Source organism: Bacteroidota bacterium (assembly GCA_020402865.1).
Lineage (GTDB): Bacteria > Bacteroidota > Bacteroidia > Palsa-965 > Palsa-965.
Genome location: JADBYT010000015.1, coordinates 165,881 through 192,583 on the forward strand (window position 1 = coordinate 165,881; position 26,703 = coordinate 192,583).

Consider the following 26,703-nt stretch of genomic DNA (forward strand, 5'->3'; position numbering starts at 1 on the left):
GTTATTTATTGCACCTTCAGGTTCGCTCCTTATTTTTTTTGATTCTATATTAATATTTTAATGATTAATAAAAAGGGTAATTATTGTCAGCTGAATTCAACTTGCTCTTTTCCAGTTTCTTGAGTGCCTGTTGATATTTTTTTCTTTACTTTCCCTGTGCTGCCCCACTAATTTTGAATTTTTCTCATATCACACACGATGAAGTTGGAAGCAGTGGAGTACAAAATATTGATAAAGCGCATTGGAGAAACGCTTACTACAGGCCGCGAAACGGCGATCTATCAGGTAAACCAGACATTGGTGCGCACCTATTGGGAAATAGGCCGCTATATAGTAGAGTTTGAGCAGAAAGGAAAGGTAAAGGCTGAGTATGGCGCACAGTTGCTTGACCGTCTGGCAAAAGATCTTACTATGGTGCACGGCAAAGGATTTAGCCGATCTAACTTATTTCAAATCAGGCAATTTTATGTCCGATTCGAAAAAATCCAGACAGTGTCTGGACAATTTGGGTTAACATGGAGTCATTATTTAGAACTACTCAAAGCTGAAGGTGATCTGGAGTTAAATTTTTACCTGAAACAATGCGAAAAGGAGCGTTGGAGTGTACGGGAACTGAAACGGCAGATGAGGAGCATGCTTTTTCACCGTATTGCATTGCAAAAGGAAAAGGAAGAAGTGTTCAGGATTTCGAACGAGGGACATAAAATTGAACATCCGGCTGATTTGATTAAAGATCCTTTTGTGCTGGAATTCCTGCAAATTCCGGGGCCGGAGAAATATGCAGAGCATGAACTGGAAGACAAAATAATAGCGCACCTCCAGCAGTTTATTATGGAAATGGGTAAAGGCTTTGCATTTATTGCCCGGCAATACCGGATGAACATAGCTAACCGGCATTTTTACGTGGATTTGTTGTTTTATCACCGCATTCTGAAATGCTTTGTACTTATTGACTTGAAGCGGGGAGAAATAGACCACCAAGATATAGGACAAATGAATTTATACCTGAACTATTTTAAACGTGAAGAAGCCGCTGATGATGATAATACACCAATTGGAATAATTCTTGGTGCATCAAAAAACAATGTGCTTGTAGCGTATGCCATGGAAGGAATAACTAACCAGATACTACTGGCAAAGTACCAGCTTTATTTGCCGCCTAAAGAGCGTCTGGAGGCTTTGCTACAAGGATTGATGGAGGAATGAAAAAGCGTGAAGGCTGAATAAAGAAGATAGGACGGAGGCGGGCTTTAGGCATTACATGAATTAACCAAGAGTAGCAGGGCAAACTATCTGCCGGAGTATTTATCTTGTGCGGAGATAACGATATGACAAATACGGATAATCCTGCTTTCTCAACAGATGCACTGCTTGCAGCCTACGGCATTGCAAGCGATGAACTTGTGCACCGGTTTGCACAGCATACGCAACAACTGAATGTAGCCAAAGGGCACACCTTGCTGGAGCCAGGAAAAATTTGTCAAACAGCTTATTACCTGATAGAAGGTGCCGCTGTGCAGTATGCGCTGAATGATGCGGGCGGGGAAGTGGTGATGGACCTGCACATGAGCGGCGAGTGGGTGCTCAACCATCAGAGCTTTGTGGGGCAGCGGGCGTCGGAGTTTACAATAAAAACGTATGCTCCGAGCAAACTGATTGCGCTGCGTATTGAAGATGTGCATTACCTTATTTCTGTGTCGCAGCAGTTTATGCAATTGGGGCGGTTGGGGGGATGGTGATGCTGCGTAATAAGTGTTAGGATGTGCATTGGAGTATTCCTTATTTCAATTGGCTCCGGCTGTTTTGAAAGGTTTTGCATGGTAGCTGCTTTGATTTCACGTTGGTGCAGGAGCATGGGTGTGTTGCGGGTTTACTTTTGTGCCGGCAATTCATTTGTGGCATCCATCTGTGGTAAAAGATTGTACCGCGGCAGTCAGCCGATGGGCGTTGAAAAACCGTATTTTCGCGTCCGTGAAAATTCTTCGCATACTGGCCTGGCCTGTTTCGCTGCTGTACGGTTTTGCCGTGTGGCTGCGCAACCGGTTGTTTGATGCCGGTTTGATGAAGTCGGTGGTTTTTCCCGACATTGCGCTTATTGGTGTGGGCAACCTTACTGCAGGCGGCACGGGCAAAACGCCGCATGTGGAGTATCTGGTGCGGTTGCTGATGAATAACTGGAAAGTGGCAACGCTTAGCCGGGGCTATGGTAGAAACACACGCGGCTTTATTTTATCGGATGCACAGTCTGATGCGTCGCAGATAGGCGATGAGCCGATGCAGTTCAGGCGGCGTTTTCCGGACACGGTGCCGGTAGCGGTTGACGGAAGCCGGGTGCGGGGTGTAAAACAGCTTAGGGCGGCATTTCCTGATTTGCAAAGCATTATTCTTGATGATGTGTATCAGCACCGGCGTATAAAGCCCGGCCTTCAAATTTTGCTTACCGATTACAACCGGCCCTATTACGAAGACCATTTACTGCCCACGGGCTTGCTGCGTGAGTCAAAAGCGGGCGTAAAACGCGCTGATATTATTATTGTCACCAAAACTCCGGCACTTTTTTCTCCGCTCGAACGCAAGCGCATTATCCGCGAAATAAATCCGGCTTCGTGGCAGCAGGTCTATTTCTCCACCATTCGTTATGGTGAGCTGGTTCCGTTTGGTGCCAAACCCGGCAAAGCATTACTGAGTAAAGAATACTATTTCGAACGCGGCTACAGCATCGTGCTGCTTACGGGCATTGCCAATTCGAGTGTGCTTGAATACGAATTGCGCGGCAAAGTAAAAGAACTTGTAACCCTGCGTTTTGCCGATCATCATGCCTACACACTTGCTGATTTAGAGCAACTGCGTACCTTGTACAATAATCTTCAGACAGAAAATAAACTCATTCTCACCACCGAAAAAGACGCCATGCGCCTTCTGCGCCCCGAGCTGCTTGCTGCCGCAGAAGGTTTGCCCGTCTTTTACATTCCTATTGAAGTGGTATTTCACGACAGGGATGCGGAGAATTTCAACAAGCAAATTAACGATTATGTACGATCGTATTATCAACAGCGTAAAGCACATTAACGAAGCCACAGCCGGATTCGCTCCTGAAATTGGCATAATCCTCGGAACCGGTCTTGGCGGGCTGGTGCAGGAAATAGACATCAAGTATTCGCTGCCTTACGAGCAGATTCCCGACTTTCCGGTTTCAACCGTAGAGGGGCATTCGGGCAAACTTATTTTCGGCATGCTGGGCGGCAAACGCATTGTAGCCATGCAGGGACGCTTTCATTACTACGAAGGCTACACCATGCAACAGGTGGTGTTTCCGGTGCGTGTGTTGAAATTTCTGGGCATTACAAATTTGTTCCTCTCAAACGCCAGCGGCGGCGTGAACCCTGATTTTGAAGTGGGCGATCTTATGCTCATTACCGATCACATTAACCTTTTTCCCGCACACCCGCTCATTGGCAAAAACGACGAGCGTTTTGGTCCGCGTTTCCCGGATATGAGTGAGGCTTACGACCATGCTTTGCTGGCAAAGGCCAAAGAAGTGGCTGCCGATCTCGGTATCAACGTACAGCAGGGTGTGTATGTAGGCCTCAGCGGCCCCACATTTGAAACACCGGCCGAATACAAATACGTGCGCATAATTGGCGGCGATACCGTGGGCATGAGTACCGTGCCCGAAGTAATTACTGCACGCCACATGAATTTGCCTTGTTTCGGAATTTCAGTGATTACTGATTTAGGCGTGCCGGGCAAAATTGTGGAAGTTTCACACGAAGAAGTGCAGAAAGTGGCGAAAGTAGCCGAAAAGCAAATGACCCGCTTAATGACCGAGTTAATCGGAAGGCTGTAGTTTTTCGCAATTTCAATCTACAGGCGGTAGTTTCCGGTTTGCAAACGGGAGCTTCCGCCTGAATTTTTAATAGTACATTTACTCTACTCAGACTCAACGCAATGATAAAACAGCTTACTACATTTTTTGCCCTTGCCGCAACGGTGCTGCCGCTTGCTGCTCAAAATTACAATGCACAGAACATTTCGCTTGTGGGGCATTTCGATGATCCCAATGTACCGGTGGCTTCGGCCTTTGGCATTCATTATCAAGGGGTATGGGGATGGCACAATCCGGCCGATAACCGTGAATACGGCATTATCGGCGCAGCACACGGGACTTTTTTTATTGATGTAACCAATCCGGCTACACCGGTTGAAGTAGGCTTCCTGCCCAGTGTGCAGAGCGATTGTATCTGGCACGAGATAAAAACATACAGCCACTACGCTTACATTGTAGGCGATGATGCCGGCGGCAACACATTTCAGATTGTTGATCTTCAGTATTTGCCTGATTCCATTCATGTAGTACACGACGGCACTACTTATTTCGAACAGTCGCACACCATATATGTGGACGGGAACAAACTCTGGTGTGGCAGTGTAACGCTCGACAACAACCAGGGCTTTTATTCAATGGCTGTGTACAGTCTGGCGAACCCCGAACAGCCGCAGCTTTTGCGCACACTCAATCAGGACTATCCATCTGTAAGCAATGTGCACGATATGTTTGTGCGCAACGACACGGTGTATGCTTCGGCCGGGTATCAGAAATTATACATTTACAAATTCAATTCAAACAACACATTTACCGAACTGGCTTCCTTTGGCAGTTATCCCGAATCGGGTTACAACCACAGCAGTTTTTTAACTTCCGACGGTCGTACGCTGGTGTTTATGGATGAAGTACCTGCCGGTATGGGTGTTAAATCGCTCGATGTATCCAATTTCGGGAACCTGACCATTAATCAGGTGTTTCGCTCCACACAAGGCTGCACACCGCATAATCCCTACATAATCGGCAACAATACATTAGTGTGCGCTTATTATCAGGATGGCGTGCAGATTTTCGACATCAGCAATCCGTCTAACGCGGTGCGCACCGGTTATTTTGATACGGATACGCTCAACAACCAGTCAAACGGCTACCCTGATCCGTATCACGGCTGCTGGGGCGCATACACTGATTTGCCCAGTGGCCTGCTGCTTGCATCCGACATGCAGAACGGCCTTTACATACTTGATATTTCGCAGGCCGTTGTAACCGGTACACCCGAACCGGCTATTCCGGTGCAAACGCTGAATGCCTATCCCAATCCGTTTGTAACCGGTTTCATGGTTTCGCTGCAACTTGATCGTGCGCAGGAAGTGGAATGGGAATTGATCGATCAGGCCGGCCGTGTGGTGGAGCAGGGCAAACAAAATATGCCCGGCGGGTCTGCCTTGTTTGAATTCGATGCCAACGGTGTAGCCGCAGGCGCATACACCCTACGCTTGAAAGGCGAAACATTTACAGGCCGTTCATTGGTAATGAAGCCGTAACAAAACGCGAATATTTAAATGAAAAGCACCGGTAGTTTTGCCGGTGCTTTTTTATTGAACGTTATGTCCAGCTTTTTCTCAGGCTGAACATGGAACGTACCTTACTGGTTAAGCTAGTAGTTTGCGTGTAAGTTTGCGCGGAGCCTTCTTGTCGGGTTGAGTAAATAAATAACCTAATGCTCAAGCGGAGCATGTAGCCTGTCAGTTCGAGCGGCGTTTGCAGTTTGTCAGTTTGAGCGGAGCCGAAAACTGACAAACACACTACGCTCTCGACGACCGCATCCCCTTCGTCTGCTTCAACGACTTGTCTGTAGCAAACTTTTTATATTCGGCAGAGCCGGCGGGATAAAGGGCAATTTTTCCTTCTTCGTTGTGATGCACGCCCCAGGCGTAGCGTTTGGTGAGGGGCGATGCGCGCAGGCAGGCCTGACCTTTTGAGAAAAAGGTTTCGCGGGCTGCTTTTTTATCTGCTGGTTTAATGGCGTTGCGCTGCGCATACACTTCAAACAGCACATCGTCAGATGTGTATTTATAGGGATTATCGTAAATCATTTTGAACTGCAGTTCGGCCACGGAGGGTTCCTTTTTGCCTTGCGGCGGTACATCGGCTTCTGCAAGCGGACAATCTTCTGCAATTTGTATAAATGTATTGAAGTAATTGGTGGTATGCATGGCTGAATAGTTTGGTGTACCAAGTTACAAAATCAGAAAAGGCGCATCTGCGCGCTTGCCGCTTCGGGGTTGAAATCGCTGAGGTTGAATTCGAATTTTGTCTGATTGAGGTTGTTGCGTTTTACGGCAAGTGCAAACATTTGTTTGATGCTGTCGGCCACCGGCCCTTCGCCGCGCATGCGCACACCAAAGCGGCTGTCGTTTACCTGTCCGCCGTGGCAGGCCTGTATCTGATGCCACACTTTTTCTGCCCGTCCGGGATAGGTTTTGTGCAGCCAGTCGCGGAAAATTTCGCCTACCTGTCCGTTGAGGCGCACCATGGTGTAGCCTGCAAACAGCGCGCCTGCATTGGCGGCGGCGTGCAGAATAGCCGGAATTTCGTGGCTGTTGAGGCCGGGAATAATTGGTGCACTCATTACGCCCACGGGTATGCCTGCTTCGCGCAGGGCAGTAATGGTTTCGAGTCGTTGTTTGTAGGTGGCGGTGCGTGGCTCCAGCTGCAGGCGCAGTTTTTCGTCGAGGCCGGTGATGCTTATCATTACCTGCACAAGCCGGTGTTCAGCCATTTCGCGAAGTATGTCGATATCGCGTTTAATGAGTGCATTTTTTGTAATGATGGCCACCGGATGCCTGAATTTGAGCAGCACCTGCAGCATGCCGCGTGTAAGTTCATACTTACGCTCAAGCGGCTGGTAGCAATCGGTATTGCCCGAAAGCATAATGGCTTCGGGCTGCCAGCGCGGGTTGCTGAGCTGCTTTTCGAGTAAAGCCGGCGCATCGGGCTTTACAATTATTTTCCGCTCAAAATCAAGCCCCGCGCTGTAGCCCCAGTATTCATGCGCATTGCGCGCGTAGCAATACACACAGCCGTGTTCGCAGCCCTGATACGGATTCATCGACAACCCGCGCAGGTCGGGACTGTCCACTTTATTCACAATTGTTTTGGGATGGGTAATGATGACTTCCGTTTTCTCGTCGAGTAAAGCGGGCTCGTCAATCACTTCCATGTGCTCCTGCACAATGCGGTTTTTCAGAAAACGGTTGTGCGGATTCAGCTGCGCTCCGCGGCCACGAAAACGTTCGGGCACGTGTGGTTGCTCTTCCATGTGTGAATGGATGAATGAATACTTAAAAAGCGGTGCGCGTGGCGCTAAGGTAATATGTGAAAAAGCGTTTGTCAAGTCACCCCCGCAGTCCTTTGTGTACATCATAACAACGGCGATGAAATTTTCATTTCATCGCCGTTGTAAAAAGAGTAATCAAAAACGATTCCGGTAATTTTCCGGGAAAATCAGTCGCTCAAAATTATTTACTTATTCCCTGTTCCGTTACATCAACCCAGCGGCCGGTGTTGCGTGCATTTACCGAGGCATCGTACATTGCTTCCACGTTGGTGGCGGGCAGGTAGAAATGTCCGGTGTAGGCTGCGTTGAGGCGTACACGGTAGGTGCGTGTGCGCTGAGGGGCAATGTAGAAGTAGGTGAACACCCGGTCATCGCGCACATCCTGATAATCGAATGCATCACTGCGTATGGGTGAATTGCCTTCTTCCATGCGTTCGTTGCGTATTTCCCAGCCCGAGGGGAATACCTGACTCAGCGCCACTTCACGGTACTCGCCGCGCAGTCCGGTGTTGGCAATGGTTACAATGGCCATAAAATCGGTGCCTTGTTCAAGACGTGTTACATCTACCGGAGCGCCGCTGTTGTCGGTATATTTTACATCAATAGTCATGCCCTCGGCCGAAGGAGTTTCCATGCCAATATCCGGCACGCCGCTCAGAATTACGCGCACAAACAGCACACCGGCACCGTTGTTTTTCACATTCACTTTTCCGGCTTCGGTGCCCGAAATCGGAATATCGGTTTGTGAAATGGGTTTGCCATCGTTTACACTTCCGGCTTTACCGTTTATGGTGAAACTGCTGTTTACACCTTTCACTGTTTTGTCGGCGGTCGAAAACTCGCTCAGTGCAAGCAGGCAGTAGGCGGTGGCCTGTGTGCTCATCCAGTACGTGTTGCGGTTAAGTGCTTCGGAAATCTGTTTGGCCACCGGCGCGGCTTTGGTGCGCTGGCCCATGAGTGTAAGTGTTTCTACAATCATGGCCATGTCGCGGTCGGAAGAGCCGTAAGTGTAGGAGAATTCCGAGTAGGGCGATACTTCCGTGGACAGTCCGGTGATAAGCTGTTTGGCAATTTCGGGCTGTCCGGCCAGCTGGTAAGCCGCTGCCAAACGCCATTTAGCAGTAGCGTTGAGCGATTTGTGTTCACGCAGGCGGTTCATGGCGCCCAGTTCGGGTGTTTTGGCTTTTGCCAGTGTGTATAGGCGGTAGGCCTGCACCAGATCGTCGTTGTAGTAGTAGCGCTGATCGGCGCGGGGCGACCATGCCGTGGCTTGCTGGCGCTGGAATTTTTTCCAGTTGTCGATGAGTCCTGCGGGCAGTGTGTAGCCGTGTTCTTCGGCTTCGAGCAGGAAGTGGCCGGCATAGTTGGTGCCCCATTCGCTCGGGCTCTGGTCGCCGGGCCAGTAGCCAAGTGCGCCCGAAGGTGTCTGGAACGAACGCAGGCGGTTGATGGCTGCTTTCACGTTTTCTTCGGTGCGCTTGCGGCGTTCGTCGCTCAGCTTAATTAAATCAGCAAGGTAAAGCTGCGGGAACGCGGCCGAGGTAGTTTGTTCCACACAACCGTGCGGGTACTGCATCAGATAATCTAACCGGCGGCCGAGGTTGAGCGGCGGAATGGTGCTTATTTCAAGCGTGCCTTTGTTGGTGCCCGCAATGCCCACCGGTGTGTAGGCCGTGTTCCAGCTCTGGCCCGGATCAATTACCGCTTCAAGCACATTGGTTTGCATGGTGTTCGGGTTGCGCACATCAATTTCAATTTCTGTCACCGCGCGTTCCTTGCCGCTGGTGGCCACAATGCGCACTTTACCCACGCCTACGGCTTTGGCTACATTGAGGCGGAAAGTGGCTACTTTTTCGCCCACCTCGCTAAACGTAAGCGATTGTGCAGCGCCGCCTTCAATGCTCATCATCTTATCGGTGGTCACCGTTACATTTACATTCTTCACAAACTTTTCCATCGCAAACACATTCACCGGCAAATCCACCGTTTCGCCCGGGCCCAGTACACGCGGCAGGGTGCCCAGAATCATCAGCGGTTTGCGCACCGGAACGGTTACTTCGGCATTGCCGTAAGCCGCATCCTGCCCGGCCACCACCATCACCCGCACCGATCCTACATATTGCGGAATGGTAATCTTATGGTCGTTGCGTGCGCCTTTTTTCAGTTCATACGGTCCGAGGTAACGCACCATCGGTTTAAAACGGTTGGCTTTTTGTCCGCCGTTGGGGCCATTATCGCCGTCGCCGCCAATACCCAGCACACGCTCCAGTTCGGCGCCGTAAGCACCCATTACCAGATCATACATATCCCAGGTTTTCACACCCAGCGCTTCGCGGGCGTAAAAGTTATTCCACGGATCGGGTGTTTTGAATCGGGTAATGTCAAGCAAACCTTCGTCCACCACAGCCAGCGTGTAGGTCATGGCTTTGCCGCTTTTTTCGCTCACGGCCACGTTCACGGTTTCTTCGGGCGCCCACACTGCTTTGGTGGCAATTACCGGTGTAATATGGGTTTCGGCATTGTCAATTTCTATGGGAATAACACCATACAAACGTATGGGTGCATCGTTTTTCACCTGTGCGTGCGGTTGCAGCAGGGTCACATGCACAAACACGTTGGGTGCCATTTGCGGCGTTACCGTAATTTCTGTGGTAATGTTGCCTTTGGCTTTTGTTTCGGCCCACTGGGTGCTGAGTATGCGCGAACCGTTTTCGACACTGATAAGGGCGCGGCCCTGACCGGGTGAGGGGATGGTCACTTTTATTTTGTCGCCTACTTTGTATTTGGTTTTGTCAGACGAGAACTGGAGCATGGTTGCCGCTTCCGAGTTCTGCATCGCGCCGCCATCGCCGTAGGGCCAGTCAAACCAGGCCACCTGTCCGGTAGAGTGTCCGCTTTCCTCGTCGGTAATGCGTATGAGGTAGCGGCCCCAGTCTTCCTTACCTATTTTTACATTAAATGCGCCGCGGCCTTTGGCATCGGTGCTGGTGGTGGTTTCGTAGTAAGGGCTGTAGTAGCTGCTGTTTACGTAGTTGGCAATGTAGTCATCGCTCGAACTCCACCACCAGCGCCAGTCCATTTTATACACTTTCACCGTAAGGCGTGTGCGGGCTTCGGGTTTGCCGTTTTCGTTTACAGTTACCAGCGGCACCGAATAATCGCGGTTGGTTTCGAGCATGCCGCCCCAGCCGCTGCCTTTGGGCATGAGCACGCCCACGTAGTGCGAAAACGGCGAGTAGTTGATCGAGAAACGATCTACGCTGAACGCGCCGCCCTGTTCAAACACGCGTGTGTTAAAGCTTGCGCGCAGCATACCCGGCGCATTGGCCGCCGCCAGATCGGGCGAAAATTCGGCGTGTCCGTTATCATCCAGCCGGCCATCATACACCGTTTTGTTTTCGGAAAAGAAATTGGTAGCCGGATCATCAAACACGTAGTTATCAAAACCTTTAAATGCCGTGGTGGTTTCGTAGAAACTCACTTCCACATTGGCACGCAGGTTTTTGGCAATGGCGCCGTGCAGCCACTTCACATCCATTTTCACCGGCTCTTTGTTTTCGTGAAGCAGCGTTACATTGTTTGCAAAGCCCATGTTTATTTTCAGGCGGTTGGGCATAATGGTTTCCACCTTTACCGTTTTGGTAAATGTGGCGCCGCCCACTTTTACACGCGCAGTCCAGTTTCCGGTGGGTGCATCGGCATCGGTGGGTGTGGTGAAATTGTAGAAGCCGTTTACCGATGTGGCGCGCACCACGCGGTTAACAAGCTGTCCGCGCGGGTTGTTGAGTTCAAATGTAACCGGGTGGCCGGCGGGAAGTTTGTTTTCCTTGTCTTCGAGAATGAAGCCGAGGAAAAGCGTATCGCCCGGGCGCCACACGCCGCGTTCACCGTAAACCATGCCTTTCAGGCCTTTCTGCACCGTTGCGCCTGATACATCAAACGCACCCAGCGAAAGCGAAGAGCCGTCGTCTATTTTCAGGTAACCGCGCTGATTGCCGCTGCGGGCCACCAGCAAAAACGGTTTCTTTTTGAGCTGCATTACGGCCATGCCCAGGTTATCGGTGGTGGTGCGGGTTACAAGCTGGTGCTGGAAATCGTAAAGCTCAAGTTCGGCGCCGCCCACGGGGTCAGTGCTGCGCAGGTTGTTTACGGCCACCACCATACTGCCGTCGTTGCCGCGTTTGGCAAGCAGGCCAAGGTCAGAAGCAAGCACGTTGCGGCTTACCGTGCGGCCGTAGTAGTAACTGCCTGAGCAGGGATCGTCGCGGTCGCCGTAATCATCGTAGTAATAGTAGCTGTCGTAGTAGTCGCCGCCGTAGTAGCTGTATTCACCTTCGTTTTCGCTGTTTTCCTGTCGGCTGCGTTCCTGTTCGGCTTCCTGCTCGGCAATGGCCGCATTCGAAACCGAATCGCAGGCTACCACAGCATACGATCGTTTAAAGCCAATGCTAACGCGGTAAATGGCGCCGGGTTCGGCTTTAATCATTTCGCCCAGATCAATGGCGTAGTTGGTCCAGTTGTTATAGTCGTTTTTGTTGCGGATGTTCAGGTCTATTTTTTTCTTGGTCACCACCTTGCCCACGCGGTAAAGCTCGTCGCTGCCTTCAAGGCTGTTTACCTGCAAAAACTGCGGAATGTTTTTTTCGTAAATGCGAATCACTTTCACATCCACTGCTTTCAAACCTACAGCCTGAAATGGCAGTGTAAGACCGCGCGGACTGTTGGGCAGAATCACGCCTTTGCCGCTCAGCCGCACTTCGGGCTTCATCATTTCAAACTCAATGGTTTGCGTAAACGAGTGCGGGAGTGCTTTACCAATTACGTTTTTCACACCCGTTTGCACCGTTACGGCATGTGATCCGCTCAGGCGTTCAAGCGGATATACTTTTACATCGTTATCCTCAATAGAAAAACGCAGGCCGGTTGCATCGGCAATGGTAATGAGTCCGTCAAGGTTCTGGCGTTCGGCAATGGGGTCGGAGAACTGAATCACCACGCATTGTTCCTGGCCCTGCTCGGCGCGGGCATTCATCACTTTAAAATCGCCAAGGGCGGGAATGGTAATTTCCTTGCGGTCTTTGGTATCGGCGCCAATGGCATTACCGTTCCATTCAAGTACTACCTTACTTTCCTTTTCGCCGCGTTTAATGTTATCCACCGTAAAGCCGTGTACTACGTTGTTGCCTTCGTGTGTCCAGGTAATTTTAAGCGGTTGTCCGTTTTGCGAAACGGTAAGTGTCTGTTCCACGGCTTTGTGGTCGGCACCGTCGGTGGTGTTCAGTGTGCCGCGCATTTGCTGCAGGCGCAGGCTCTGGCGGTCGGTGGTGCGCATGCCGTCAACCACCACATCAACACCCTGCCGCATGGTGCGGAATCCGAACGACATTACCTTCAGGTTTGAAGGCACGTCGGGCACCAGTTTGCTGAGGTAGAATTCGGCTTCGTAGCTTTTGTCAGACGGCAGGCGTGTGGCCGGGCGGAATTCCAGCGTGCGGTTGTCGATCCAGAAGAGCTGGCCTTCAATTTCGGGCGAGAAGCTGAAGTACTTTTCCGTTTCGGCTTTGTCGAGGCTAATTGCGCCTTTGTATTCTTCGGCCAGCGTAACGCGTATGTACGATTCGTTGGAAATAACGCCCGACGTATAGGCCGAAATATAGGCCGCATAAGCCGGGTCGAGCCGCGAGAAGGTAATGGCTGAATTACTTTTCTGCGAGAGGAAGGGAATAGCCAGCATGGCCAGTGTAACCACAGCGGCAAGGGTAAGCAGCAAACGTTTTGACATAGTCAGAGGAGTAGCTTGATCTGGAAGCTAAGGTAGAGGAAAAGGCGTGGGCGGGGCAACGGGTTTTTAACAATTTTTTCAGGCGTAGTGGCAGGGGGGATAAGTGTAGCGAGTTTTAGTGTGGGTGTGTTCAATGAAACAGCTTAACTTACTGGAACTAACGCAGCCTTTTTTTGAAAATCTCTTGAGCTCGTTTGTGTATGTACACCTCAAAATCACGATGATTTGAAAAGGATTCATGATCGGGTACCCTAAAACGATGGATAAGCTCTGAAATAAGAAGTTCACAAGAATAATCAGGCTCCAGCATTAATTTACCATTTAAATGCCCAATAACACCGTTTATACTTTGTTTAAAATTGGTTTGATTAGGAGCAATATCAAATTCTATTCTTTCTAAAATATCTTTAGAAGTTCTATTATCTGTAATATCAAAGTTAGAAATGCTAACTGGATTTATTTTGAACCAGTGATATATAATATTATTATACGATATATGTTTGTAGTATAGATTATTGTACAGTACTTTATTTATTTCAAACCAATCGCCTTTTTTAGGCAAACTAATATTTGTTTGCTTAGTCTTTCCTGTTGAATAAACTTGATCATCAGATTCAGCAATAAAAAATATGTTTCTTGGTAGTAGTTCAATCATTCTAAGTGCTGCTGCCTGACAAGACACATCACATTGATCGATAATTTTTTCTTGAAGATAAGCAAGATTATTTTTGCATTTATCATAAGTTTCTGAAATCCAATTTCTTGGCATTAGTAATTCCGCTGCAAATCTATTGGCTTCTTGTTCGATTTTAGAATAACTAGAGTCTATTGAATAATCTAAATTTGAATCTTCAATTATTGTTCCAATATGCCAAGGAATAATTACATGCCCCAATTCATGCGCAAGGGTAAAGTTTAATCTTTTAGAACTAATACTTTTGTTTATTATGATTTTAGGTTTTTTTAGAGGTTGCTTTAGATTAATAGCGACACCATCAATTCCATCAATTGGGATTTCTTCGATATAAACAGTAGCATGTTTTTTAACTAAGTCTAAAATATTAAAAGGTATCTTTAGATTGTTATTGTTATAAAATCTAATTGCAATTTTAGTTTCGGGGGGCAATTCTATTTCCATAATCCTTCGTTGTCAAGCCATCTTTGTAAACGCTCTGCTTTTGATGGATCTTTAGACCTTGCAGCCAATGGTATTTGATTGGTTACGATTGTGTCAATATCTATATTGTTTTTATGTGCAGTTATGATAAGACCTATATATGAACTATCTTCAATGAAGAGAGCGTATTCATGAAATGTCATACCGAGATAGTCATGTAAAGAAATATCCTCCGCACTTTCATGCCATCTATCGATATAATCATCAATTTCAGACATTAAAGCATCCCCATTTATACAATCTTGGATAAAGTTAGACATTGATTGTCCTCCCTTTTACAGCTGGTTTAATTAGATCCCCCATTGAATTCAGAACAGCAATGTGTTTGCCTCTTTTATTGAACACTTCTATCTCCCCATGTAAAGCATCCCAAGTATAAAGTTTGCTAAAATCTTTTGATCTCCATCTTTTTTTTCCATCAAATACACCAATAAACTCGCATTTATCTAAAAAACAGGGCTTAGGTATCGGTATTCTTGTCATTATGTTTGTATTTCATTTTTGATAGCTTTTATGCAAATGTAATAAACTAATTCTTTCATACAAAATTATTTAAGTTTATTGGTAATATTATTCGTAGAGTTTAATACAGGTAATCAAATATATGGTTTTGTGCATGAGTGAATTATTGATTGGCCTTTTGTAAATGTAAATTATCATCTTTGTAAAAGGTCTGTAGGCGTCCACTTGCAATCGATTTACTCAAATGATACGTACCTGTATTTATCTAACCTTCATCGCAATCTTGCTCACTGGCTTCAGCTTTTCTCCTTCCAAACAACGTAAATTCAAGTCTAAAGAGCTTTACAAATCCACCAATTTAGTCATTACCCAAATCACGGCAAATACCTTTCTGCACGTTTCTTACAAGCAAACCAACGATTTCGGCAATGTACCCTGCAACGGGCTCGTGGTTCGCAACGGCAGCGAAACTATGGTGTTTGATACACCCACCAACGACAAAAGTGCCGGCGAACTCATTAAATGGATCAAAGAAACGCTGAAGTGTAAAGTGAATGCTGTTATTCCCACACACTTTCACGACGATTGCCTGGGCGGGTTAAATGCATTTCACGCCGCGGGCATTCCTTCCTACGCCAACGCGGGCACCATTGCACTGGCCACGGCAAACAATTTGCCCGTTCCCCAACACAGTTTCACCGACTCGCTCCGGCTCAGTGTGGGTACAGAAACCGTTACCGCCCGCTTCTTTGGCGAAGGACATACAAAAGACAATGTGGTGGGCTACTTTGCCGCCGAAAATGTAATGTTTGGCGGGTGTTTAATTAAAGCGTTAAAATCCAGCCGCGGCTTTACCGGCGATGCCAATCTCGATACCTGGTCGGGAACGGTGCAGAAGGTGAAGGCGGCTTATCCCGATGTAAAGGTGGTGGTGCCCGGGCATGGCGCGTATGGCGATAGGCGGTTGCTTGATTATACCATTAAGTTGTTTGAGGTGAAGTAGGGGAACATAACTTATCAAATAATCACTTTTACTGGTTCATTGCTACATTATTTCATCGAAATTCACGTTTAGGTTTGACCTATATTTACATATTAACCTTAACACACTCCCACATGCGTTTTTCGCTTATTCTTGTCCTCACATTCTTTACAGCCACATTACAGTGCTGCTCGTCCAACAGATCAGCCACACCTCCGGCAGCAGAATCTCAAACAATCACCATCACCGGTACTTTTAAAAGTATTCAGGGAGTGATGGATCCGCTCAGTTGTTATGCTTCAAACGGCGGTTATGTTACACAAAACAATGGCGAACGTGTAGCTGTAATGTTTAAAACCGAAGAAGAAGTAACCTGCTCAACAATTGAAGTAAAAGGCATGTATGTAACAAAAACAGCAGCAACCAACCCCACTAGTCCCTGTCCCGACGGACAACGAAGTATTTTGCAGGTGGAGAGTTATACGTGTAAATAGGGCTTAAGCCAGCTTGAGAGATTACAGCGAAGCAGATAAATAATCTGCTCAGGCTGTCGATTTCTACATTACTTCAATAACAATCTCATTCGATGTTTTGTTGTAATAACTCACAGATATTTTATATGTTCCCGGCATCAGCCTGTTATCGCTGTTGTTTACTATTGTCAGATCAGATATTTTGCAAGTGCGTGAAACAGATTTGCCGGGCAAAAGTTCCTGATAAAACTTTTTAAGTTCATCGGGCATATAACACTTTGAGTTTAAAATACCCTTGCTGTTGTATTTTATTACCGAATTTCCGGTTTTCACCTCTTCAATATTCAGCGATGTGCGCCAAAGTCCGTAAGCGTCAAAACCAGGTTTTTCAAAAAGAATTTTTTGAACTGAATCCGAAGTACTTGTAAGACTCACTGTAATTGGAATATCATCGCCTGCTTTGAAATCAGAATCAGGTATCATTATATATACTTTTACATCAGGCGTGTCTGTTATTTCAGATTGTTGTAAATCTGTATCTAAATATATATCGCTTAGGTAGTAGCTTTTAGGTTTATCATTACATGAAATTATAAATAAGGAAAACAGAAACACCACAAAAAAATCAGCAAAACCGGATATGCTTTGATAAAATCAGTTGATCTGGGTTTATTCATTACAAAACAGTGTTATTACGGGTTAGACTAATTTAAAATGTACTTTTCTTTGAATTTAAATTCCTTAGTTACTTCAGAAATTTCATCCCACGAATGCAAACATCCTGAACAGGTTCTGATAGTTCCTTTTTTACTTTTCACATACCCGATCATCTTCCATTCATCAGGTGTAATTTTTTCTCCTTTTTTACATAATAAATATATTCCCTGCACTGCATATACTTGTTTCTGCGAACTTGCCGATTGCAGCCATTTGACAAGTGCTGCTTTATCATTTGCTTCTACATAACTGCTCATTTTCATATATCCATAGGGGGCACTACCTGCCAATCCACATCTATATCCATAAATTAATTCATTATCGAACAGATCTTTTTCATTGATTGTAGTTTTGAATATTGTTTTGAACGATTGGTCAAGTTTGTGAAACCCTGTCGTGTCTTTGTAGCTGTCAAGGGTATCGAAACGAAGGTGATAATCCACTGTATCTCTAACGTTTACTTTCGCAATATAAAGGTGTCGGATTATATTGTCTCCGCATTTTATTAAATTGATCTTATATTCAAAAATTCTTTCGGCCTTTTGATCGTTTGACTGGTTTTGATAGCAATAAAACGTGCAAATGCTTTCTTCATATTGCGGCACTATTTCTCTTTCAAACACCCACCATACATCTGATACATTTCCTGTTTTTTGGAGGCTATCCAGGCTCGACTGTAGTTTGGTTACATTATGGGATCTCAGAATGGATTTTATCGCTTCGGTCTGATTGGCAATGAGCGATTGTGCAAGACAAAAAGCAAGCAGCAGGAGTAAGGGTTGTTTTAGGGTTTTCACAGTATTAAATATAAAGGCAAATTTCAAATTCAATGTCACCTGCCTGCCTGTTTTTCATGTGTTGAAACGTAATTTAACCGCTAAAATTAATCTCATCCAGTTTACAATTTTCAGGATGCATGTGTGGCGGCCTCCTGCACAAAAAGCAAAGTACCTAAACCGCCACACACCGTGCTCACAGCTATAGATTTGCTGCCGCAGCTTATCCTGAGCGAAGCCGAAGGAAAGCTGCCGCCTCCATCTCTTGCGCAGCGTGTGACCAAAACTCCCTACTTTTGCGCACACAATGCGCCTGCTCCTCCTTGCCGATGCCGACTCTGCCCACACCCGCAAATGGGCCGTGGCGCTGGCGGCTGCCGGACTCGAAGTAGGCATTTTCTCACTGCGCAAAAGCACCGCAGGCTGGGCGGCACAGCACAACCGCATCACCATTTTCGATGCACACGGGCTTGATGAGGCTACCTTCAACGGCTCCACGGCCGGCAAGCTGGTGTACCTCAAGGCCATTTTGCCGCTGCGCCGCCTCATTACACAATTCCGCCCGCAGCTGGTGCATGCGCATTACGCCACCAGCTACGGACTGCTGGGCCGTTTCTGCGGCTTTCATCCGTTTGTGCTTTCGGCCTGGGGCAGCGATGTAATGAACTTTCCGCAACGCAGCCTGCCCAACCGCATCCTCCTGCGCGGCAACCTCCGCGCGGCCGATGCCGTGCTTGCCACAAGCCCCACAATCAGCCGCTACATCAAAGAAGTAGTGCCGCGCCAGGTTGAAATCACACCCTTTGGCATTGATACCGATGTGTTTTGCCGCCAGCCCGTGCCACGCATCTTTGGCAACAATTGTATTGTAATCGGTGCCGTAAAAGCACTCGAAAAAGTATATCGTCACCATGCGCTGCTTGACGCATTTGCCGCATTGCACACACAACATCCCGAACTTCCGCTTCGGCTTCTGCTTGTGGGCGATGGTACGCAGCGCGCCGCGCTTGAGCAGCAGGCACAATCGCTGGGCATTGCCGCGCTTACAAAATTTGCAGGCCGCGTGCAGTTTGCCGATGTGCCGCAGTGGCACAACCAGCTCGATATTTTCGTAAACATTTCTGAGTACGAAAGCTTCGGCGTATCGGTGCTCGAAGCCATGGCCTGCCAGGTGCCCGTAATTGTTACCGATACCGGCGGACTGGCCGAACTGGTGGAGCAGGGGCGCGAAGGCTACCGCGTATCGCTGCACAATCCGCACGAGCTTGTGCAGCGTTTGTACGAACTTGCTTCCAGCGCAGCGCTTCGCACACAGCTCGGACAAAACGGCCGCGAAACCGTGCTGCGCAGCTACACGTGGAAAAACAACCTGCAGCAAATGCTGGCTATCTACAAACGTCTTGTCCCCAATTCCGGCTTATGAAACTTTTGCTGCTCACTCAATACTTCCCGCCCGAAGTAGGCGCGCCGCAAAACCGCCTTTTCGAACTTGCCGTGCGTTTGCAGCAGCGCGGCATTGAAGTAACCGTGCTTACCGCCATGCCCAATTACCCGCAAATGGAAATTCATGCGGCGTACAAAGGCAAGGCGTATCACTACGAAGAAATGGACGGGCTCCGCGTGCATCGCTCGGCCATTTACGTGGCCAAGGAAAAAGGCATCGCCAAACGCCTGCGCAATTATTTTTCGTTTGTGTGGAGCAGCTGGCGCGTTGGCCGCAGCAAACTCGAAAAGCGTTACGATTATATTCTCTGCGAAAGTCCGCCGCTGTTTCTCGGCATTTCGGCCTGGCTGCTGTGCCGCAGTAAAAAGGCAAAACTCATTTTCAACGTGTCGGATCTCTGGCCGGAGAGCGCCGAGAAACTCGGGCTTGTCACCAACAAACTTTTCCTCGGCGCAGCGCGTATGCTCGAAGAAGGGTTGTATAAACGTTCGGCGCTTATTACCGGACAAACCCAGGGCATTGTGTCCGACATCAAACGCCGCTTTCCGCACAAAACCGTGTACTGGCTGCCCAACGGCGTTGACCTCAACTACTACCGCCACGATGCACAGCCGCAGGGCTGGCGCGAAAAAAACGGTTTTGCGGCCACTGATTTTTTGCTGCTTTACGCCGGCATCATCGGCCACGCGCAGGGGCTCGAAGTAATTTTAAAAGCAGCCAACCGCCTGCGCCAGCACAAAGGCATTCACTTTCTGCTGCTCGGCAGCGGCCCGGTAAAAGACGAACTGCTGGCCATGAAAGCCAGCCTGCAACTCAGTAATGTCACGTTCATCAACACCGTGCCTAAGTCTGAAATGCCGGCCATCGTAGCGGCTTCCGACGCAGCCGTAATTCCGCTTCGCCGCCTCGATTTATTCAAAGGCGCAATCCCGTCGAAAATTTTCGAAAACCTCGCCATGAAAAAGCCCATCGTGCTTGGCGTGGAAGGCGAAGCCAAAGAACTTTTTATCGACGAAGGCAAAGCCGGTGTATTCTTTACGCCCGAGAACGACGAAGAACTTGCCGCCGCCGTATTGCAGCTTCACCAGAATCCCGCACTGCGTAACGAACTGGCAGAAAATGCCCATAACTACGTGCGCCAAAAATTCAACCGCGATACTATTGCCGAAGGATTTTACCAGTTGCTGGAGCAGCATGGCGCACAGCTGTAGTACCCCGCAAAAACAAAAAACAAAATCGGGGTTTAACTCTCCGAGGTCTTTAAGACCTCGGAGAGTTGGGTAGTTAATTTGTTTTTTGTTTTTGCAGCCATGGGCAACGAAATCAATTTCTGACAAAGACTTGACTTGTAATATTTATCGGGGAATAAATGTAAAGGTTTCAGTGCCTTTGGGCGGTAAGCCGGATGAAGTACCAACATTTGCAATTTCATAACTTCTCGAGAGTGTAATTGTATCATGTCTTAGCTCATCAATACTAAATAGTGGAATTTGCTGCCTTTCGGGAAAATGGATAACACCGTTGTACGGCCATACACCGGAAGTACTTTCTGGAAAAAGAATAACTTGTGTTTTATTTTCTTTTCTATCCTTATCAAAAATGAAATTCCACTTACCTTTCATTATCCCCTGACTATTGGATAGCGTGGTCATTTTCAGCTCAAATGTTTCATCCTTTCTAAAATCTAATTCACAGCTGTAATAAAGTGTATTATCAGGCAAATTTGGGTTTGCTGAAATGCAAACTTCCACGTTGTTCTGATAGTTCCATTCATTTTGAAATATTCCTCTTAGTTCGCTGTAAGTTCCTTTTGCAGTATATAATCGCCATTTTCCCACCATTCGGGCTTTTCGTGTGCGAAGTGAAACAGCAGGGTCGTCTTCGGCCTTGCGCATACAGGAGTTGGTAAACAACAGGGAGATTATCAATGTGATAAACAGCGGAAATTTGTACATAAGCAATCGTTTAAAAGGGTTATTTTAAATAAAGGTATTATACGGGTAACCCAGAACCAACTGTTAATCATCATCTGGTGGAACAAACTGAATAAATGGTTTTACCAGTTGCTGGCGCAGCATGGTGCACAGCTGTAGTACCTGCAAAAACAAAAAACAAAATCGGGTTTAACTCTCCGAGGTCTTTAAGACCTCGGAGAGTTGGGTAGTTAATTTGTTTTTTGTTTTTGCAGCCACGGGCAACGAAATCAATTTTCTAACGTCAGCTAATTGCGCAGCAATTACGTACTTTCGCTGTGTCACACTATGCACACCTGGCACCACGCACTTCGCCAATTTCAACTCGGGCTGCTTCTGCTCGCTGCGGTGTGCATGCCTTTCGGCTTTTTTCAGGGGCCGCTGGCCGGTTTTCTGGCGCTGAGCTGGCTGGCCGATCTGCGCTGGAAACAGAAGTGGAACGACCTGCGCAATTCGGGCTGGTTCTGGGCCATGTTTTTCTTCTACGGCCTTTATGCGCTTTCGCTTTTGTGGACAGACCACACCGACATGGGCAGCATGAGCCTTCAGGTAAAACTCGGCATGTTTATTTATCCGCTGGTGCTGGCCGGCATCCGTCTCAACGAAAAGCAAACGCGCCGCATCATTGCTGCATTTCTGCTGGGTCTGCTGGCGGCAGGGCTTTTTATGCTGGGGCGCGCCACGCTCATCTGGATGAACGAACACCGCAACGCTTTTTTTTATCAGGCATTTACCGAGCGTATGGTGCATCCGGGCTACTTAGCCATGTATTACTGCCTCGGCATTGCCCTGCTGTTTCATGCGGTTTTGCTGCAGGATGCCGGACGTGGCTGGAAAATTGGTGCAGCCCTGCTTTGCGGTTTTTACGTGCTCATTTTGCTGCTGCTGGCTTCAAAGCTCGGGTTGCTTGCACTGGCCTTGCTGGTGGCGGGCTATGTGGTGTATGCCATTATCCGTTTCCGCCGCTGGATGGTGGGTGTGGCGGCGCTGCTGCTGCTGCTGGGCGGCTTTGTGGCGGCTTATAAGTTCATGCCCGGCCTGCGCGAACGGATTACCAACCTTACCGCCGCACTCAATACCAAAGAACCCATTGACCCGGCTGAAGTGGAAAGCAACCGTGTGCGCCTGCTCATCTGGAATGCCGATGTGACTATTATTTCCAGCAATCCGCTTGGCGTGGGCGCCGGCGATGTGCAGTATGCGCTGGAACAGGAATACGCCATACGCGGCATGACCGGCGCGGGCGAGAAACACCTCAACGCACACAGCCAGTTTTTTCAAACCACCATTGCCGCCGGCTGGGCCGGACTGCTGGCGCTGCTCATTATTGTGCTGGGGCCGGTGCTCTGGGGCATCCGGGTGCGCTACGGCTTTGCGGTTATCTTCGGCTTGCTGTTTTTTGTAAACTGCCTGCCCGAGTCGATGCTTGAAGTACAGGCAGGAACTTTATTCTTCGGCTTTTTTTATTCGCTATTTTTGCTCTCAGCCAGCCGCAACTGTCTTACACCGTTGAAAGCACCGCCGCTGGCCTGGCCGCTATGATTCCTTTTTCTCCTCCGCGCATCGATCAGCGCATTATCGACGAAGTAACCGCCGCCCTGCAATCGGGCTGGATTACCACCGGACCACGTACCAAGCTGTTTGAAAAAAAGCTTTCGGAATACACCGGTGCGCCCGCCACACTTTGCCTCAACTCGGCCACGGCCGGGCTTGAGGTGATTCTGCGCTGGTATGGCGTGGGGCCCGGCGATGAAGTCATTCTGCCTGCCTACACCTACGCCGCTACTGCCAATGTGGTTATTCACTGCGGCGCCACGCCGGTGTTTGTAGATGTGCGTGCCGACGATTTCTGCATCGACGTGGAGGCGGCAGCCAACGCCATTACGCCGCGCACCAAAGTAATTATGCCGGTGGATATTGGCGGCTTTCCGGCCGATTATACCGCGCTTACTGCACTGGCCGAAAGCCGCCGCAGCCAGTTTGCAGCCGCCACCGATGCGCAGCAACAGCTGGGCCGCATACTCATTCTCGGCGATGCGGCGCATTCCATTGGTGCATTCCTGAACGGCATTCCGGCCGGGCGGCATTGCGACATCAGCTGCTTTTCCTTTCACGCTGTGAAAAACCTCACCACGGCCGAGGGCGGCAGCGTAAACCTCAATCTGCCTGCGCCGTTTGATAACGAGGCGCTTTACAAATGGCTCTGCATGTACACACTGCACGGCCAGACCAAAGATGCGCTGGCCAAAATGCAGAAAGGCAACTGGCGCTACGATATTGTGGAGGCCGGCTACAAATGCAACATGACCGACCTGCAGGCCGCCATCGGCCTTGTGGAGCTTGAACGCTACACCACCGATACATTGGTGCGCCGCCGCGAAATTTTTGACCGTTATATAAATGCCTTCAGCCAGTACAGCTGGGCCCAGCTGCCGGTGTTTGAACGCGGCAGCACCGTATCCTCGTATCACTTGTTTTTGCTGCGTATCAAAGGCATTACCGAGGCGCAGCGCGATGCCATCATCCAGCGCATTTTCGATGCGGATGTGTCGGTGAATGTGCATTATGTGCCCGTGCCCATGATGACGTTCTACAAAAACAAAGGCTACAACGTACACGATTATCCGGTGACGTATGACAACTATGCCCGCGAAATTTCGCTGCCCGTGTATTACGATTTAACCAACGAACAGGTGGACACTGTGGTGCGTGCCGTGGCCAATGCCGTAGCCGCCGAAACCGGAATACATGGCTAAGCGCGTGTTTGATCTTGTGGCTTCATTCATTGGTTTGCTCATTTTGCTGCCGGTGTTGCTGGGTCTTGCGCTCTGGGTGATGCTCGACAGCCGTGGCGGCATTTTTTACCGGCAGGTGCGTGTAGGCAAGGGCGGAGTGGATTTCAAACTCTGGAAATTCCGCACCATGCACCCCGATGCCGACAAGCGCGGCCTGCTCACCGTAGGCGGCCGCGACCCGCGCATTACCCGCGCCGGCTACTACCTGCGCAAATACAAACTCGATGAACTGCCGCAACTGCTCAACGTCCTCACCGGCGATATGAGCCTCGTAGGCCCGCGCCCCGAAGTACGCAAATACGTGAGCATGTACACACCGCAACAAATGCGTGTGCTGGATGTACGCCCCGGCATTACCGACTATGCGTCTATCGAATATTCCAACGAAAACGAATTACTCGCACAAGCAGCCGATCCGGAGCGCACGTATATTGAGGAGGTAATGCCCGCCAAGCTGGCGCTCAATGAAAAGTACATTGCCGAGCAGGGGTTGATGACGGATTTGCGGATTATTTGGATGACGGTGCGGAAGATTGTTTCTTGATTACTGAAACACCTGCGGTTTTACGTGTAGATAATTTTTTCCCCATTTTAACCCTCTTGCCTCGCTTAGCCTTTAATTCCTGAATGAATTTGCTGATAGCAAGTTGTTCATCGCTTGTCAGCGGATTGTTTTGTCCGCCGATGAAATCCACGTCTAATTCTTTTGTTCGGTGTTTCATTTTTGGAAATATTTGTTAGTCAATTTTAAAGCAGAAATAGTATCTATAATCATTATTCGGCCACCAACGTGTATAGCTCCTAAACTATCAGTATAGTGTTGGATTAATTGTGTCTTTGAGAAAAAAGATACATTCCCTTCGTGACCTCTTTGGAAAGAAAGTTTGCAAGCAAAGGCCACTAAGTTTCCTGGAACACCTGCGTACATTTTATTTTTCCCTTTGTTAAACGGAGCACTTTCAATAAGGTGTATATAAACATGATCGGTTTTGACTTCCAAACTTATTAAGCCTTGAATGATTAGTTCATTATTTACAATTGTTAGTTTGTAAACTTCTCGTTCAGGTTGTTTGTATTCATATTTCCAATCAAACTGCCAGTTGTTCTTTTTCGTGATATTCTTTAGGTCGTGAAGTGAAACTACTGAAATATCAGTGGCAAAACTATCACCTGTTACCACATTTTCAATGGAGTTTGTCAATTTGTCAACCTCAAAATCTAATCCCTTGAAAGTATGTTTTTTCACATAGCTAATATACGCAATAAATACTTTACGGACAAGCAAATCAGCCAGTCTCAACTATTTTCACCAATACAGTGACACTTAAATTTTGACTAAAGACGAAGCTCGCAGAAGTTTAAATAATCAGACTCGGGCATTACCGTCAATGCGTCTATCGAATATTCCAACGAAAACGAATTACTCGCACAATCAGCCGATCCGGAGCGCACGTATATTGAGGAGGTAATGCCCGCCAAGCTGGCGCTCAATGAAAAGTACATTGCCGAGCAGGGGGGGATGACGGATTTGCGGATTATTTGGATGACGGTGCGGAAGATTGTGGGGGGAGGTTGTATATTTATAATATGAAAGAAAATATTTTAGAAAATTGGTATAATTCTTTAAAGTGGGATTCCTCCAATTTAAATCCTTATCGATCTTTGGATAGGCAACAACTTGATTTTATTTATCATATTTTTCTTAGTTTCTATGGAGACAATTATTTTGATATTAAATCAAATAATTTCACTTCTGAAAATAATTCTTATTGGATATATTTTTTGTTAATTAATAATCAAAAAAATTCAAGTTTTCAGGCATTAAAAGATATCGCTGAAAATATCGACTATGCTATAAGACTTGGTGGAGACTTCCTGAAAAGGGTAAATAGTTTTAAGAAAAATCAAAGTCAAATGAGAGATTTTCTTTTTGAAATATTTATATATAAATTATTAGATAAGAGTGGTATTTACAATATTAAAAATAATTATATAAATAATCGTCAACGAGAAGGTGTTTTAAGAATTAATGGTATTGATTATTTATTCGAATGTCGTAAAGTGTATGTAATAAATAAAAGTCAAATAGACTTTAGGAAAAGACTTCTTGATCAGATATATCTGAATTCTGTGAAATGCAAAAAAGGTATAGGCTATTTATTAACAGTAAGTTTTAAAAATCAGCTTATTAATCACAAAGAATTTTTAGTATTCGAAAAAAAAATCAGTCAATTCTATAGTAAATTAAATAATTTAGAGTCAGTTAGTAGGATTGATTACCATGATGAATCTAATGAAGGAGTATTGAAAGTTATTGATTATAACGAGACTGATGCCATAAATATACACTCAGATAATTCGATACAAGTACGCCTAGTTGTTAGACCTCCTGAAAAACAAATTGAAAATGTGTTAGGTAACTACTCACATGAATTAAGCTCAAATTTTCAAATTTCACAAAATGACATTTATAAAAAAGTAAAGGAGGTTTTGAAAGAAAAGAAAAAGCAGATGAAAAACAGTAATTATTCTAATAATATAATATTTTTAGATTTTGAAAGCGTTGTTGGTATTGATCTTTCATTATTTTCAAGTCAAAGAAAATGGGATGAAGAAAGGTTAAATGATATTCGAAGGTCATTAAATATGGATCATACTATTTGTTTTATTATTAGAGATTATACTGGGAATAAATATGAATCTCATGTACTTATAATTAGTTCTGTTAGTGATCCTTTATTTAAAAAGGCTCTTACTGATATGTTTGAATCTCAGAAATAGCTGATTCTACTTAAAATAAATATTCAGCCCATGAAATATTAAAATTCAGAATTCACACTTGTGATTATTTTTTTTTGATGTGAGGTTATAAGGCATTTATTAATAGTTAATTGAACACCACTTCAGTTTCACCAAAAATCAATTCCCCCCAAACCATTAATTAACTTCGGTTAAGGAA

The 26,703-nt window shown here is 47.1% G+C and carries 24 protein-coding genes; 13 read left to right on the plus strand and 11 right to left on the minus strand.

Going from position 1 to position 26,703, the window contains the following annotated elements; translation table 11 throughout:
• Window positions 1-198: 198 nt before the first annotated feature.
• The 5 genes from IM638_11695 to IM638_11715 all read left to right on the plus strand — a co-directional run bounded on the left by IM638_11695 (window position 199) and on the right by IM638_11715 (window position 5,367).
• Entirely contained in the window at window positions 199-1,206 is a 1,008-nt protein-coding gene (locus IM638_11695; protein ID MCA6363691.1) for a DUF1016 family protein, read from the plus strand.
• A 122-nt stretch (window positions 1,207-1,328) separates the two neighbouring features.
• Window positions 1,329-1,739, plus strand: coding sequence for a Crp/Fnr family transcriptional regulator (locus IM638_11700; protein ID MCA6363692.1), 411 nt, complete (start codon window positions 1,329-1,331; stop codon window positions 1,737-1,739).
• A gap of 232 nt (window positions 1,740-1,971) precedes the next feature.
• Window positions 1,972-3,069 (plus strand): tetraacyldisaccharide 4'-kinase, encoded by a 1,098-nt coding sequence (lpxK, locus tag IM638_11705; protein MCA6363693.1) that lies wholly within the window; start codon window positions 1,972-1,974, stop codon window positions 3,067-3,069.
• Window positions 3,032-3,847 (plus strand): purine-nucleoside phosphorylase, encoded by an 816-nt coding sequence (locus IM638_11710; GenBank protein MCA6363694.1) that lies wholly within the window; start codon window positions 3,032-3,034, stop codon window positions 3,845-3,847. The genes lpxK and IM638_11710 overlap by 38 nt, the downstream gene beginning before the upstream one ends.
• Before the next feature lie 101 nt (window positions 3,848-3,948).
• Entirely contained in the window at window positions 3,949-5,367 is a 1,419-nt protein-coding gene (locus tag IM638_11715) for a choice-of-anchor B family protein (GenBank protein MCA6363695.1), read from the plus strand.
• A 261-nt stretch (window positions 5,368-5,628) separates the two neighbouring features.
• Here the strand turns inward: IM638_11715 and IM638_11720 are convergent, their stop codons facing one another.
• From IM638_11720 to IM638_11745, 6 genes are all read right to left on the minus strand, one after another.
• Entirely contained in the window at window positions 5,629-6,039 is a 411-nt protein-coding gene (locus IM638_11720; GenBank protein MCA6363696.1) for a hypothetical protein, read from the minus strand.
• Between the two features lie 32 nt (window positions 6,040-6,071).
• Complete coding sequence (locus IM638_11725; GenBank protein ID MCA6363697.1) at window positions 6,072-7,145, minus strand: PA0069 family radical SAM protein; 1,074 nt, start codon at window positions 7,143-7,145, stop codon at window positions 6,072-6,074.
• 199 nt (window positions 7,146-7,344) lie between these two features.
• Window positions 7,345-12,945 carry a hypothetical protein gene (locus IM638_11730; protein ID MCA6363698.1) on the minus strand — a complete coding sequence of 1,867 codons (5,601 nt, stop codon included), beginning with the start codon at window positions 12,943-12,945 and terminating at the stop codon, window positions 7,345-7,347.
• Between the two features lie 157 nt (window positions 12,946-13,102).
• Window positions 13,103-14,083, minus strand: a complete 981-nt coding sequence (locus IM638_11735) for an ImmA/IrrE family metallo-endopeptidase (protein MCA6363699.1) — start codon at window positions 14,081-14,083, stop codon at window positions 13,103-13,105.
• On the minus strand, window positions 14,074-14,382 hold the full coding sequence (locus IM638_11740) for a hypothetical protein (protein ID MCA6363700.1): 309 nt from the start codon (window positions 14,380-14,382) through the stop codon (window positions 14,074-14,076). The genes IM638_11735 and IM638_11740 overlap by 10 nt, the downstream gene beginning before the upstream one ends.
• A complete protein-coding gene (locus IM638_11745; protein ID MCA6363701.1) occupies window positions 14,375-14,605 on the minus strand; it encodes a hypothetical protein in 231 nt (76 codons plus the stop codon). The genes IM638_11740 and IM638_11745 overlap by 8 nt, the downstream gene beginning before the upstream one ends.
• Before the next feature lie 223 nt (window positions 14,606-14,828).
• Between IM638_11745 and bla the strand changes: the two genes are divergently transcribed.
• Both bla and IM638_11755 read left to right on the plus strand, forming a co-directional pair.
• A complete protein-coding gene (gene bla, locus IM638_11750) occupies window positions 14,829-15,587 on the plus strand; it encodes a subclass B1 metallo-beta-lactamase (protein MCA6363702.1) in 759 nt (252 codons plus the stop codon).
• 113 nt (window positions 15,588-15,700) lie between these two features.
• Window positions 15,701-16,060, plus strand: a complete 360-nt coding sequence (locus IM638_11755) for a hypothetical protein (GenBank protein MCA6363703.1) — start codon at window positions 15,701-15,703, stop codon at window positions 16,058-16,060.
• 63 nt (window positions 16,061-16,123) lie between these two features.
• On the opposite strand, the gene IM638_11760 is transcribed toward IM638_11755, so the two are convergent.
• Together IM638_11760 and IM638_11765 are read right to left on the minus strand one after the other, a co-directional pair.
• Window positions 16,124-16,657: a hypothetical protein gene (locus IM638_11760; GenBank protein MCA6363704.1), complete on the minus strand. Its 534-nt coding sequence runs from the start codon at window positions 16,655-16,657 to the stop codon at window positions 16,124-16,126.
• A gap of 86 nt (window positions 16,658-16,743) precedes the next feature.
• Entirely contained in the window at window positions 16,744-17,553 is an 810-nt protein-coding gene (locus IM638_11765) for a hypothetical protein (protein ID MCA6363705.1), read from the minus strand.
• A gap of 286 nt (window positions 17,554-17,839) precedes the next feature.
• Between IM638_11765 and IM638_11770 the strand changes: the two genes are divergently transcribed.
• The gene (locus IM638_11770; GenBank protein MCA6363706.1) at window positions 17,840-18,955 is read left to right on the plus strand and encodes a glycosyltransferase; all 1,116 of its coding nucleotides are present in this window, start codon (window positions 17,840-17,842) and stop codon (window positions 18,953-18,955) included.
• The gene (locus IM638_11775) at window positions 18,952-20,187 is read left to right on the plus strand and encodes a glycosyltransferase family 4 protein (protein MCA6363707.1); all 1,236 of its coding nucleotides are present in this window, start codon (window positions 18,952-18,954) and stop codon (window positions 20,185-20,187) included. Before IM638_11770 ends, IM638_11775 begins: the two co-directional genes overlap by 4 nt.
• 144 nt (window positions 20,188-20,331) lie before the next feature.
• Here IM638_11775 and IM638_11780 read toward each other — a convergent pair whose 3' ends face one another.
• Window positions 20,332-20,871, minus strand: coding sequence for a hypothetical protein (locus tag IM638_11780; GenBank protein ID MCA6363708.1), 540 nt, complete (start codon window positions 20,869-20,871; stop codon window positions 20,332-20,334).
• A gap of 366 nt (window positions 20,872-21,237) precedes the next feature.
• Between IM638_11780 and IM638_11785 the strand changes: the two genes are divergently transcribed.
• Genes IM638_11785 through IM638_11795 form a run of 3 tightly spaced genes read left to right on the plus strand, consistent with a single transcriptional unit; the run spans window position 21,238 to window position 24,288 of the window.
• Window positions 21,238-22,491, plus strand: a complete 1,254-nt coding sequence (locus IM638_11785) for an O-antigen ligase family protein (GenBank protein ID MCA6363709.1) — start codon at window positions 21,238-21,240, stop codon at window positions 22,489-22,491.
• Window positions 22,488-23,705, plus strand: coding sequence for a DegT/DnrJ/EryC1/StrS family aminotransferase (locus IM638_11790; GenBank protein ID MCA6363710.1), 1,218 nt, complete (start codon window positions 22,488-22,490; stop codon window positions 23,703-23,705). Before IM638_11785 ends, IM638_11790 begins: the two co-directional genes overlap by 4 nt.
• Complete coding sequence (locus tag IM638_11795; GenBank protein ID MCA6363711.1) at window positions 23,698-24,288, plus strand: sugar transferase; 591 nt, start codon at window positions 23,698-23,700, stop codon at window positions 24,286-24,288. Before IM638_11790 ends, IM638_11795 begins: the two co-directional genes overlap by 8 nt.
• Here IM638_11795 and IM638_11800 read toward each other — a convergent pair.
• Window positions 24,254-24,466: a hypothetical protein gene (locus IM638_11800; protein ID MCA6363712.1), complete on the minus strand. Its 213-nt coding sequence runs from the start codon at window positions 24,464-24,466 to the stop codon at window positions 24,254-24,256. The genes IM638_11795 and IM638_11800 overlap by 35 nt on opposite strands.
• Window positions 24,463-24,990, minus strand: coding sequence for a hypothetical protein (locus IM638_11805; GenBank protein ID MCA6363713.1), 528 nt, complete (start codon window positions 24,988-24,990; stop codon window positions 24,463-24,465). The genes IM638_11800 and IM638_11805 overlap by 4 nt, the downstream gene beginning before the upstream one ends.
• 341 nt (window positions 24,991-25,331) lie before the next feature.
• On the opposite strand from IM638_11805, the gene IM638_11810 reads away from it, so the two are divergent.
• Complete coding sequence (locus IM638_11810; protein ID MCA6363714.1) at window positions 25,332-26,525, plus strand: hypothetical protein; 1,194 nt, start codon at window positions 25,332-25,334, stop codon at window positions 26,523-26,525.
• Window positions 26,526-26,703 lie beyond the last annotated feature (178 nt).